10 protein-coding genes are annotated in these 12,417 nt (G+C 68.9%); 4 read left to right on the forward strand and 6 right to left on the reverse strand.

The features are described from left to right. Window positions 1-42: 42 nt before the first annotated feature. Window positions 43-825 carry an SDR family NAD(P)-dependent oxidoreductase gene (locus tag ACN9MV_RS28465; RefSeq protein WP_093056669.1) on the reverse strand — a complete coding sequence of 261 codons (783 nt, stop codon included), beginning with the start codon at window positions 823-825 and terminating at the stop codon, window positions 43-45. A gap of 105 nt (window positions 826-930) precedes the next feature. On the opposite strand from ACN9MV_RS28465, the gene ACN9MV_RS28470 reads away from it, so the two are divergent. The 4 genes from ACN9MV_RS28470 to ACN9MV_RS28485 all read left to right on the forward strand — a co-directional run bounded on the left by ACN9MV_RS28470 (window position 931) and on the right by ACN9MV_RS28485 (window position 6,080). Next, on the forward strand, window positions 931-3,609 hold the full coding sequence (locus tag ACN9MV_RS28470; RefSeq protein WP_426390491.1) for a LuxR C-terminal-related transcriptional regulator: 2,679 nt from the start codon (window positions 931-933) through the stop codon (window positions 3,607-3,609). A gap of 180 nt (window positions 3,610-3,789) precedes the next feature. Next, window positions 3,790-4,620, forward strand: a complete 831-nt coding sequence (locus tag ACN9MV_RS28475; RefSeq protein WP_093177351.1) for an AP2 domain-containing protein — start codon at window positions 3,790-3,792, stop codon at window positions 4,618-4,620. 196 nt (window positions 4,621-4,816) lie between these two features. Next, a complete protein-coding gene (locus tag ACN9MV_RS28480; RefSeq protein ID WP_426390492.1) occupies window positions 4,817-5,626 on the forward strand; it encodes an AP2 domain-containing protein in 810 nt (269 codons plus the stop codon). A 73-nt stretch (window positions 5,627-5,699) separates the two neighbouring features. Further along, complete coding sequence (locus tag ACN9MV_RS28485) at window positions 5,700-6,080, forward strand: hypothetical protein (RefSeq protein ID WP_093056673.1); 381 nt, start codon at window positions 5,700-5,702, stop codon at window positions 6,078-6,080. A gap of 16 nt (window positions 6,081-6,096) precedes the next feature. Here ACN9MV_RS28485 and ACN9MV_RS28490 read toward each other — a convergent pair whose 3' ends face one another. From ACN9MV_RS28490 to ACN9MV_RS28510, 5 genes are all read right to left on the reverse strand, one after another. Continuing rightward, window positions 6,097-7,257 (reverse strand): acyl-CoA dehydrogenase family protein, encoded by a 1,161-nt coding sequence (locus ACN9MV_RS28490; RefSeq protein ID WP_093056674.1) that lies wholly within the window; start codon window positions 7,255-7,257, stop codon window positions 6,097-6,099. 41 nt (window positions 7,258-7,298) lie between these two features. Further along, window positions 7,299-8,858, reverse strand: coding sequence for a long-chain-fatty-acid--CoA ligase (locus tag ACN9MV_RS28495; RefSeq protein WP_426390493.1), 1,560 nt, complete (start codon window positions 8,856-8,858; stop codon window positions 7,299-7,301). An 11-nt stretch (window positions 8,859-8,869) separates the two neighbouring features. Continuing rightward, entirely contained in the window at window positions 8,870-9,982 is a 1,113-nt protein-coding gene (locus ACN9MV_RS28500; protein WP_426390494.1) for a CaiB/BaiF CoA transferase family protein, read from the reverse strand. Window positions 9,983-10,067: 85 nt separating this feature from the next. Next, window positions 10,068-11,201: an acyl-CoA dehydrogenase family protein gene (locus ACN9MV_RS28505; protein ID WP_426390495.1), complete on the reverse strand. Its 1,134-nt coding sequence runs from the start codon at window positions 11,199-11,201 to the stop codon at window positions 10,068-10,070. 9 nt (window positions 11,202-11,210) lie between these two features. Further along, window positions 11,211-12,407 (reverse strand): acyl-CoA dehydrogenase family protein, encoded by a 1,197-nt coding sequence (locus ACN9MV_RS28510; protein WP_426390496.1) that lies wholly within the window; start codon window positions 12,405-12,407, stop codon window positions 11,211-11,213. Between the last annotated feature and the right edge of the window lie 10 nt (window positions 12,408-12,417).

The raw sequence follows: 12,417 nt of genomic DNA on the forward strand, positions 1-12,417 counted from the left end.
AAGAGGTATGTCCGTGCGCGAGCGTGCGGAGGGTCGAACCGCTCAGCGCGGCGCCATGCGGATAGCGCCGTCGAGCCTCACGCTTTCGCCGTTGAAATACCCGTTGGTGATCATCAGCTCCGCCAGCGTCGCGTACTCCGCGGGGTTGCCCAGCCGCTTCGGAAACGGCACCGACGCCGCCAGCGCGGCCTTCACGTTGTCGGGTGCGCCCTGCAGCAGCGGCGTGTCGAAGATGCCCGGCAGGATGGTGTTCACGCGGATGCCCTCGCTCATGAGGTCGCGCGCAATCGGCAGCGTCATGCCGACGATGCCGGCCTTCGACGCGGTGTAGGCGGCCTGCCCCATCTGGCCGTCCTGCGCGGCCACCGAGGCGGTGTTGACGATGGCGCCGCGCTCGCCGTCCTGCAGCATGTCGAGCGTGAGCATGCCGGCCGCCGACTTGGCAATGCAGCGGAAGGTGCCGACCAGGTTGATCTGGATGATGCGGTCGAAATTCGCGAGCGGAAAGTGCTTGATCTCGCCGGTGGCCTTGTCGCGGCTCGCGGTCTTCACCGCATTGCCGGTGCCGGCGCAGTTGACGAGCACGCGCTCCTGCCCGTGCGCCGCGCGCGCTTTGGCGAACGCCGCATCGACCTGTTCTTCGGATGTGACGTCGACCTTGCAGAAGACGCCGCCCAGCTCTTTGGCCAAGGCTTCGCCCTGCTCGGCGTTGAGATCGAACAGCGCGACCTTCACGCCGTGGCTGGCAAGGCGGCGCGCGGTGGCGGCGCCGAGCCCCGAGGCGCCGCCGGTGACGACGGCTGCAATGCTGGAATCGAGTTGCATCTGCTGGTGTCCTTGAGGTGTCTTGACGGGTTTGTCCACAGCCAGTTTAGGAAGCAGAATCAGCCGCACACATCGTCGGAAACGACGGGATTTCAGCAGCACCGCATGCAGTCCCCCACACCCCGGATTCTCGAAACCAAGCTCAACCCCCCGGCCTTCGTCGCCACGCAGGTGCTGCGCACCGCGATCAGCGAGGAGATCGCCTCGGCAGCCGTGAAGCTGGTGCTCGTGCGGGCGCCGGCCGGTTTCGGCAAGACGACGGCCATGGCGCAGATCCGCGAGCGCATGGAGGCGCAGGGCATTGCCACCGCGTGGCTCACGCTGGACCGCGCCGACAACGACGTCTCGCGCTTTCTCGCATGCCTGGCCGAGGCCGTGCAGCGCCTGGGTGTGGAAGAGCCGCTCGCCAATGCACCCTTCGATGCCGTGGCTGCGCTGGCCGCCCACGACTCGCCCTTCACGCTGTTTCTCGACGACTTCGAAAGAGTGCAGGAGCCGGCCGTGCTGGGGCTGGTGCGCGAGATCATCGAGCACCTGCCGCGACGCGGGCAGATCGTGATCGGCTCGCGCAGCCTGCCCGACCTGGGCCTGGGGCGGCTGCGCGCGCGCGGCCAGCTGATGGAGATCGACACCGACCGCCTGCGCTTCAGCCTCGAAGAAACCAGCGCCTTCTTCAGCCTGCGCCAGGCGCAGGCAACCCAGGCGTTGCCGGCCGACATGCTGTCGCAGCTGTACCGCAAGACCGAAGGCTGGGTGGCCGCGATCTGGCTCGCGTCGATGGCGCTGGAGCGGCATGGCACCACGAGCGGTTTTGTCGAACGCTTTTCAGGCTCAGACCGCGCCGTGGCCGACTACCTGGCCGAAGACGTGCTCGCCCACCAGCCGCAGGAGATACGCGACTTCCTGCTGCGCACCAGCATCCTGCGGCAGCTCGACGCATCGGTGTGCCAGGCGCTGTGCCCGCGCGTGGACTGCGCAGCCATTCTCGAACGGCTGGCCGCGTCGAACCTGTTCGTCACGCCCGTGAGCGGCGATGGCGATGCGTGGCGCTATCACAGCCTGTTTGCCGACTTCCTGCGCGCGCAGCTGGCGCGCGAGCAACCCGGCGAGCTGGAGCGCCTGCACCTCGCAGCAGCGGGCTGGTACGAAGCGCACGACCGCCCCGTGCCCGCCATCGACCACGCCATCGAGGGCGGCGACCATCCGTATGCGCTGACCCTGCTCGACAGCTACGCGGCGCAGTTCCTCGAACAGGGTCGCATGCGCATGCTGGCGCGCTGGTTCTCGGCCATACCCGAACATCAGCTGCGCGAACACCCGTTCCTGCAGCCCATCTCGCTGTGGGCCACCTGCTTCACGCACGGCCCGTGGGACGCGATGCGGCAGCTGGAGCAGTCGGGTTGCCTGGACAGCCCCATTGCCGAAGTGCGCGCCAGCGCCCACACGCTAGTGCCCCTGCTGCTGGCCATGCAGGACCGGCACGACGAGGCCTACGAGGCCGGCCGGCCGAGCCTGGCGCGCCTGCCGACCGGCCTGGCCTTTGCCGACAGCGTGCTGCTCAACGCCATGTCCCACATCCTGGCCGTGCGCGGCGACCAGCAGGAGGCCCGGCGCCTGCTCGACGTGGCTCGGCGCGAGCAGGGCAACAGCACCTTCAACCGCATGTATACCGAGTCGCTGGCCGGCCTGTTCGACCTGCACGAAGGCCGCCTGCGGCAGGCCACCGCGCGGCTGCGCATGGCGGTCGATTCGACGCATGCGGTGTCGTACAACCACAGCCACGGCAATGCATGGGCCGGCGTGCTGTACGCGGGCGCCGTGTACGAGACCAACCAGCTCGTGCAGGCCGAGCACCTGCTGAACGTGTACCTGCCGCTGGCGCGCGACGTGGGCCTGCCCGACCACATGATCCTGAGCCACGTGATGCGCTCGCGGCTCGCGTTCCATGCAGGCGACATCGACGCGGCCTTCCAGGCGCTGACCGAGCTCGAATACCTGGGCCACCACCGGCAGTTGCCGCGCGTGGTGGCGGGTGCCAAGCTGGAGCGCTCGCGCATGCTGCTGCTGCAGGGCAACGGGCCCGCATCGCACGACGAACTGCTGCGCGCCGACGACCCCGCGCTGTGGGAGCGCGAGCAGCGGCAACGCCTGCCGGCGCACGACCTCGACTACCTCGCGCTGGCGAAGGCACGCTGGGAGATCACCTTCGGCGACGCACGCGGCGCGCTGGGCGTGCTCGACGCAGAGTTGCATGCCGCGCTGGCCTCGGCCCGCAACCGGCGCGTGCTCAAGCTCAAGGTGCTGCGCGCGCTGGCGCTGCAGCGCGTGGGCGATGTGGCCGCCGCCGTCGACGAATTCGGCGAAGTGCTGCAGACGGCAAGCCAGGAAGGGTTCATGCGGCTGATCCTCGACGAGGGGCCGGCCGTGGGAATGCTGGTGCATCGGTATGCGGCAGCGCAGCATGAGGGCGCGCGCAGCGGCAGCACCAACGACCCGATCCTGGCGGACCATCTGCAGCGGCTGCTGCAAGCCGTGGGACCGGCGGCAACAGGCGAAGCGGAAGCGCCGGCCGGTGACAACGCCATGAAGGAGCCGCTGACGCGCAAGGAAATCCGCGTGCTGCAGTTGCTGGCCGAGGGCTATTCGAACAACGCAATGGCGGAGAAGCTGTTCGTGTCGGACAGCACGGTGCGCACGCACCTGCGCAACATCAACATGAAGCTGGACGCGAAGAGCCGGACGCAGGCCGTGGCCATTGCACGCAGGCTCGGGGTGATCAGGTAGCAGCCTGCCCGGCCCCGATGTAGAACTTAGTTCTTCAATGGTGACTTCGACAGTCACGATTACTACGGATTCCGGTGATACCCCGGCCGCCTCGCAATCCCTAGCATCCCTCTCAGGAACCGCGCCTTCCGAACGCTGCGGTACCGCAAGCAACAGAGAGCGACGCAAGACGGAGCCACCATGCCCAAAGGTATTCCTAACCCCGCCGCCATGTATGGCATCTACCCTCGTGCCTGGGGCTTCGAGGTGTCGATCGTGCGCAATGGCACGCGCTACTACAAGCAGTTCGGCCGCGCCAGCTACGGCGGCGAGGAGCAGGCGCTGCTGCAGGCACAGAACTGGCGCGACGGCGTGGTGCGCAGCGTGCCGCCGGTGCCTCGGCGCACCCGGGCCGAGAAGCTGCGGATCAACAACACCACCGGCGTGTCCGGCGTGTTCTGCCAGGTCGCCTCGGGCGGCAGGGTGCGCGCCTGGGTCGCCAAGACCTATATCGGGCAGGACGAGATCCTGCGCACCGACTTTCCCGTGAACCTGGTGGGCGAGGCCGCGCAGGCGCTGGCCATCGAGGAGCGTGAGCGGCAGCTGGAGCGCATGGCCGGGCTGGCGAAGCTGCATCCGGCCGAGGAAACGATCCGCAAGAGCCCGCCGGCCACCCACTCCGAACTGCTGGCGCCCAAGCGCTCGAAGTCCGAGATAAGGCGCAGCACCAATTCCAGCGGCGTGAGCGGCGTGCATTTCAAGGCGCCCAACCCGGGCCACCCAGGCTACTGGCTCGCCATCACCTACACCGCGGGCAAGGGCAGCGTGAGCAAGGCCTTCTCCATCAAGGAGCACGGGCCAGAGAAGGCCAAGCTGCTGGCCATCGAGGAGCGCGAGCGCCAGCTCGAGCAGAAGCTGATGTCGAACACCGCCCCCGCCAACGACCCGCTCACCATTCCCTTCCGGCAGGGCGCCCAGCAAGGCGCTCGGCAGCACGGCCTGGCCACCGCCGAGGCAAGGCCGCAGCAGTGAAAGGGCCGGCGAAAACGCACGCCTCATCCCCGGCGCTATGCCCCGCGTTGTCCCGGGCATGACCGCTTCCGCGGAATCGTCATGGCGCTTGGGCCAAAATAGCTGCGAAATGCGCGCGCCGATGAGCGACGAGCGAATCGGGGAGCCCATCAGACTCAGCAAAACTGAGTGCAAAAGCAGCAGCATCACGTCGAGAATGCCCAAAGGTATCCCCAACCCGGCAGCCATGTACGGCATCTACTCCAGGTCCTGGGGTTTCGAGGTTTCCATAGTTCGCAATGGCGTTCGCCATCACAGGCTGTTCGGCAAGGCCAGCTACGGCGGCGCGGAACAGGCCCTGCTCCACGCGCAGGACTGGCGCGACTTCATCGTGCGCAGCGTGCCGCCGCAGGCGCGCCGCGAGCGGGCCGAAAAACACCGCACCAACAACAGCACCGGCGTGACGGGCGTGTTCCACCATCTCGCGCCGGGCGGCCGTGTGCGGGCGTGGATGGCCAAGACCTACATCGCGCCCGACGAAATTCTTCGCACCGACTTCTCTGTCGCGGACCTGGGCGACGACGCGCAGGCGCTGGCGATCCAGGAGCGCGCGCAGCAGCTCAAGCGCATGACGGGGCTGGCGCGCATTCATCCGGCCGAAGAGGCGATCCGCATGGGGCTGTCGGCCCATCCGCCCGGGCCGCGCACGGCCAAGCGCTCCAAATCGGAAATCACCCGGCGCAACAACACCAGCGGCGTGAGCGGCGTTCACTTCAAGACGCCCAACCCCAGCCATCCCGGCTACTGGCTGGCCATTACCTACACCACGGGCAAGGGCAGCGTGAGCAAGGCGTTCTCGGTGAAGGTGCACGGCGCCGAAATGGCCAAGAGCCTGGCCATCGCCGAGCGGGCAAGCCAGCTCGCCGACAAACTGCGTGCCGAGGAAGAAGCCGCGGCCCAGCCAGTCTCGCAGCGCAAGCCGCGCGCGCGGACGGCGGCATCCAGCGCCAAGCGGAACAACGGATGAGGGCCCTGCACGAAACCGGCTTCGCCGAAGCGGCGAAGCCCGAAAGCTGCTGCGTGCGCGGAGCGGCCCACCCATGACGACGCACAAACAGCTCCACCAGTTGCTGCGCGTGGCCTCGCATCTGCTGGACCAGGCCGCTGCGGATGTACGGGCCACCGGCCTCGACCCCGTGGACGAGAACATCCAGCGCATCGGCCGCGCGCTGATCGAAGTGATCGAAGTGCAGCGGCAGATCTACGCCGCGCAACCCGAACTGCAGCCCAAGTCGCTGGCCGCGTCGGCGCGCGAGAACGATGCCAACCGGCTCTTCACCCAGTTCACGCTGGAGGCGCTGGAGCTGGAAGACGCGGGCCACACCGACGCGGCGCGCGAGAAATACACCCAGTTCATCGGCCTCTCGCCGTCGTACCCCCACCGCGAGATTGCACGGGCGGAGATCCGGCGGCTGTCCTGACTGAACACGCTGCGGCTCAAAGCGCCCTGGCGATCACTTCCTTCATGATCTCGTTGGTGCCGCCGTAGATGCGCTGCACCCGGGCGTCGGCGTACATGCGCGCCACCATGTACTCGTTCATGAAGCCGTAGCCGCCGAACAACTGCAGGCACTCGTCGATCACGCGGCCCTGCGCCTCCGAGCCCCAGAGCTTGGCCATCGAGGCGGTGGCGGTGTCGAGCTTGCCGGCCACGAGATCTTCCACGCAGCGGTCGATGAAGGCGCGGCCCACCTTGATCTGCGTGGCGATCTCGGCCAGCTTGAACCTGGTGTTCTGGAACTCGACGATCGGCTTGCCGAAGGCCTTGCGGTCGCGCACGTAGTCGAGCGTGGCCTGGTAGGCGCCTTCCATGGTGGCCAGCGCGCTCAGGCCGATGATGGTGCGCTCGTAAGGCAGGTCGCTCATGAGCTGGAAAAAGCCCTGCCCTTCCACGCCGCCCAGCAGAGCATCGGCGGACACGCGCACGTCGTCGAAGAAAAGCTCGGAGGTGTCCTGCGCCTTCATGCCGATCTTGTCGAGCACGCGGCCCACTCGAAAGCCCTTGCAGCCCTCGGTCTCGACGATGAGGATCGACGTGCCCTTGGCGCCCTGCGTCGGGTCGGTCTTGGCCACCACCAGCACCACGCCGGCGAGAAAGCCGTTGGTGATGAAGGTCTTGGAGCCGTTGATGAGGTAGCCGCCGTCCTTACCATCCTTCGTTTTCTCGGCGCGGGTGCGCACGCCCTGCAGGTCGGAGCCCGCGCCGGGCTCGGTCATGGCGATGGCGCCCACCAGCTCGCCGCGCGCCATGCGCGGCAGGTAGTGGAGCTTCTGCGCCTCGGTGCCGTGGTTGAGGAAGTAATGCGCCACGATGGCGTGCACCGATGTGGCCATACCGGTGAGCGCGCGGCGCGACATCTCCTCGTAGACCACGGCCTCATGGCGGAAGTCGCCGCCCGCGCCGCCGTATTCCTCGGGAATGTCGGCGCACAGCAGGCCCAGGGCGCCGGCCTTGCGCCACACCTCGTGCCCCACGTGGCCGCGCTTGCGAGCTTCCTCGTCGTGCGGGAGCACTTCGGTCTCGACGAAGCGCACCACGTTGTCGCGGTACAGCTCCAGGTCTTCGTCGCTCCAGGAGCGGCGGAAATCGATGGACATGTTGTCTTCCTTGGTTTGTTGTCTTGCGGTCTTGGCGGGGCTCAGCCGACGCGGCGCTCCCTGCCGGCCCAGAAGGGTTCGCGCAGCTGGAACTTCTGCAGCTTGCCGGCCGCCGAGAGCGGCAGCGCGTCGCGGAACTCCACGCTGCGCGGGCACTTGTAGCTGGCGATCTGCTCGCGGCAGTGGGCGATGACTGCCTCTGCCTCCAGCGCCATGCCTTCGCGCCGCACGATCACCGCATGCACGCGCTCGCCCCACTTGTCGTCGGGCACGCCGATCACGGCGGACATCAGCACTTGCGGCATCTGCGCGATGGCGTTCTCGACCTCGGCCGAATACACGTTCTCGCCGCCGCTCACGATCATGTCCTTCATGCGGTCGACCACGTACACGAAGCCCTGCTCGTCCATGTAGCCGCCGTCGCCGGTGTGCATCCAGCCGCCGCGCAGCGCGGCCTCGGTCTGCTCGGGCTTGTTCCAGTAGCCCTTCATGACCATGGGGCCGCGCGCGACGATCTCGCCGACCTGGCCGTGGGGCAGCTCGTTGTCTTCGCCGTCGACGATGCGCACTTCGGCAATGGAGATCGGCGTGCCCGCCGAGCGCAGCAGGCGCTCGCGGTCGGTCCCGGGCAGGTGGCAGTGCGGCGGCAGCGCGGTGACGACGGGCGACAGCTCGGTCATGCCGTACACCTGCGCGAACGCGGTGCCCGGAAAGGCGCGCATGGCCTGGTCGAGCAATGCCGCGTCGATGGGCGCCGCGCCGTACGACAGCAGGCGCAGGCTCGTTAGGTCGAACTCGGCGAAGCGTGGATGCTCGATCACGCGCTTGATCATGGTCGGCACCAGGAACATCTCTGTGATGCGCGCCGACTGCAGGGTCTGCAGCACGGCCAGTTCGTCGAACATCGGCACCACGTGCACCGGCATCTGCCGCAGCAGGCTCTGCAACGCCACGCCGCAGCCGGCCACGTGGAACATGGGCGCCGCGACGATGGCGGCCGCGTCGTGCGTGTCGCGCGGCAATGCCGCCACCGTGCCCAGCGCATTGATGCACAGGCTGCCGTGCGTGAGCATCACGCCCTTGGGCTGGCCAGTGGTGCCGCCCGTGTACATGATGGCCGCGAGCTCGTCGCCGCTGTGCGGTGCGTCGTCGATGGGCTGCGCTTGCGCCAGCAGCGCCTCGTAGCCGGCCATGCCCTCGGGCACGGCACCGTCGCCGCAATACACCACGGTGCGCAGCGACTTCGACAGCTGGCGCAGCGCGGGCACCATGGGCGCGAAGAGGTCGTCGACCAGCAGGATGCGGGTGTCGCAGTCGTCGAGCGAGTACGCGACCTCCTTCGGATTCCAGCGGATGTTGACCGGGTTGATGACGCCGCCGCCCCACCAGGTGCCGAAGAAGTATTCGACGAAGCGGTGCGAGTTGAGGCTCATCATGCCGACGCGGTCGCCACGCGCCATGCCGAGCTGCTTCAGCACGGCGCCCAGGCGCGCGACGCGGTCGGTGAAGGCGCCGAAGTCCAGGCGCGTGTTGCCGCAGACCACGGCGGTGGCCCGGGCGTTTTCGCGGCGGCCTTTGAGCAGGGGTTGGGTGAGGAACATGCGGGGCTCCTTCAGGCGCCGCACAGGGGTGCGATGGCATCGGCCGCCATGCCCCAGCGGCGCAGCACGGTGGAGCCGTCATCGCGCGCCGTGGCCTGTGGCACCACGGACGCGGTGCGGCTGAAGCGCGGCGCGGGCGCGGGCTGCACCACGCCGCCCACGTTGGCGAAGGTGCCGCGCGCCACGTTGTGCGGATGCTCCGGGGCCTCGTCCCAGTCGAGCACGGGCGCGAAGCAGGCGTCGCTGCCTTCGAGCAGCACGCACCACTCGTCGCGCGTGCGGGTGCGGAACACGTCGGCCATGCGCAGCTTGAGCAGCGGCCAGCGGTCGGCGTCCATCTGCGCGTCGAAGGCGGTGTCGTCGGCGATGCCGCAGCGCTCGCGCATGAGCGCGTAGAACTGTGGCTCGATGGCACCCACGGCCACGTACTTGCCGTCGGCACACGCGTAGGTGTCGTAGAAGTGCGCGCCGCCGTCGAGCATGTTCTCGCCGCGCTGGTTGCTCCATTGGCCGGCCGACTTGAAGCCGTACATCATGGCCGACAACAGCGCCGCGCCGTCGGTCATGGCGGCATCGACCACCTGGCCCTGACCGGAGTTCTTCGCCTCGTGCAGTGCGGCGAGGATGCCGAAGGCCAGCAGCATCGCGCCGCCGCCGAAGTCGCCCACGTAGTTGAGCGGCGGCACCGGCGGCTCGCCCGCGCGGCCGATGGCGTGCAGCGCGCCGCTGATGGCGATGTAGTTGATGTCATGGCCTGCCGCATGCGCCAGCGGGCCGTGCTGGCCCCAGCCTGTCATGCGGCCATAGACCAGGCGCGGGTTGCGCGCATGGCATTCGGCGGGGCCGAGGCCCAGGCGCTCCATCACCCCGGGACGGAAGCCTTCGATGAGCACGTCGGCCTTGGCGATGGCGTCGAGCACGGATTGCGCCGCGCCTTCCGCGCGCAGGTCGACCTGCAGCGTGCTGCGCCCGCGCGCGAGGATGTCGTGCGGCGCGGTGCGCGTGCCGGGGCGCTCGATGCGGACCACCTCCGCGCCCATGTCGGCGAACAGCATCGCGCAGAAGGGCCCGGGGCCGATGCCCGCCATCTCGATCACCCGAAGGCCTTGCAATGGACCTGCCATGGTCTGTCTCCTGTTTGTGGAGGCATCTTGGCTCGGGGGCGGCGGGGCTGCATCGTCCAAAGCGACGAATGCGAGCCCCCGATGTCTACGTTGCGACCGGGCGCAGCTTCGCCACGCGGCGCAAATGCCACGCGGGCGGGCCGAACTGGCCTTCGATGAGCGTGGCGCGTCGCACGTAGTGGCCGACCGCCAGTTCCTCCGTCATGCCCATGCCGCCGTGCAGCTGCACCGCGCCCTGCCCCACGGCTTTGCAGGCCTTGGCGGCTGCGACCTTGGCGGACGACACGGCACGGGCGCGCTCGTTGTGGTCGGCTGTGTCGACGTGCTCGCCGACGCTCGCAGTGAGCGCGGCTGCCTGCTCCAGCGCCATGTGCATATCGGCCAGGCGGTGCTGCAGCACCTGGAAGCTGGAGATCGGCACGCCGAACTGCTTGCGCTGGCGTACGTAGTCGAGCGTGTCGCGCATCAGGCGGCGCATGACGCCGATGGACTCGGCGCAGACCGCGAGCGTGGCTTCGTCGAGCGCCCGCTCGATCTGCGGCAGCGCGCTGCCCTCGGCGCCGAGCAGCGCTTCAGCGGGCAGGCGCACGTCGTCGAAGGCGATGTCGGCGGCGCGGCCGCCGTCGCGGGTTGGGTAGGCGCGCAGGCGCACGCCGGCTGTTTCCCTGGGCACGACGAGCAGCGAGAGACCGGCGCCGCTGCGCGCGCTCACGATGAAGTGGCTGGCCCACGGCGCGGCGTGCACCACGGCCTTACGGCCGTTCAGGCGAAAGCCGCCGCCGTCGCGCGCGAGTTCGGTCTGCACATCGGCGCGGTCGTGCCGGCTCTGCGGCTCGCCGTGCGCGAAGGCAAGCACGGCCTGCCCGGCGACGATGCGCTTGAGCAGCGCATCGGCCTGCGCGCCGGGGTGGCGCTGCAGCAGGCCCGCGCCGATCACCATCGTCGACAGGTACGGCTCGGCAGCGAGCGCACCGCCCAGCGTTTCCATCATCGCGAGGTGGGCGGCCATGCCGCCACCGAGGCCGCCCTGCGATTCGGGCAGCGCCGCGCCCAGCAGGTCGAGCTCGCTGGCCAGGCCCCGCCAGAACGGCGGAGGCGCATCGTCGGCCTTGCGCAGCGCGTACAGGCGCTGCTCGAAGCCGTGGTTGTCGTCGAGGTAGCGCGCGAGGCTGTCGCGCAGCATCGCGAGGGTTTCGTCCTGCTCGGTGAGGGTGCTCATGGAAGGACCTCAGTTCGCCAGCAAATGGGCCGCGACGATGTTGCGTTGCACCTCGTTGGAGCCCGCGTAGATGGAGGCCGCGCGGTCGTTGAGGTAGGCCGACATCGAGAACACGGCGTCTTCGGGAATCGGCAGCTCGCCTTGCAGGCCGTCGTCCAGCGGCAGATCGGCGGCGGCGTAGTGGGCGGCGATTTCCACGCCGAGCTCGGTCAGCCGCTGGCGCAGCTCGGAGCCCAGCACCTTGCCCATCGACGGGCGGATGCCCGGTTGCTCGCCGCGGGCCTGCGCGCGCAGCGATTGCAGCTCGGTGGCCTCGAGGGCGTCGATGGCGCACTCGGCTTCGGCCAGGCGCAGGGCCATGTCGTCGGCTTCGTGTGCGTCGCCGCCTGAAGCTGAAAAGGCTGCATCTGCCGCGGTTGTCAGCCGGCACAGGCGTGCGCGCAGCATGGGCGCCCATGCGCCGCCGCGCTCGTGCTGCAGCAGGTACTTGGCGATGGTCCAGCCCTGGTTCTCCTCGCCGATGAGCCCGTCGGCCGGCACGCGCACGTCGTCGAAGAACACCTGGTTGAGCTCGTGGTCGCCCGAGATGCTGATGATCGGCCGGATGGTGATGCCCGGCGCGGGAATGTCGAAGCACAGGAAGCTGATGCTCTGCTGCGGTTTGCCGCCCGAGGTGGTGCGCACAAGGCAGAACATGCGGTTGGCGTACTGCGCGTGGGTGGTCCAGATCTTGGTGCCGTTGATGACATAGTGGTCGCCGTCGCGTACCGCCTTGCACTGAAGCGAGGCCAGGTCGGAGCCCGACTGCGGCTCCGAGTAGCCCTGGCACCAGTAGTCCTCGCCCGATCGGATACCGGGCAGCCACGCGCGCTTCTGCGCCTCGGTGCCGAAGGCGATGATCACCGGCGCGACCATGCCCGGCCCCATGGGTGCGCGCGGTGGCGCATCGGCGGCGGCAAGCTCGGCCGCGAAGAGGTAGTGCTGCATCGGCGTCCAGCCGGTGCCGCCGTGCTCGACCGGCCACTGCGGCACGCTCCAGCCGCGCTTTGCCAGCACGCGGTGCCAGCGGTTGCCGTATTCGTAGTCGGTGAAGATACCGGAGCAGCGCCGGCCCGCGGCACGCAGTTCGGGCGTCAGCTCACGCGCCAGGAAGTCTCGAACCTCGTCGCGGAATGCGGTCTCCGCCGCCGTGAGTGCCCAGGCCATGGTGTTTGTC

The sequence above is a fragment of the Variovorax sp. R-27 genome (assembly GCF_049913215.1).
GTDB lineage: Bacteria > Pseudomonadota > Gammaproteobacteria > Burkholderiales > Burkholderiaceae_C > Variovorax.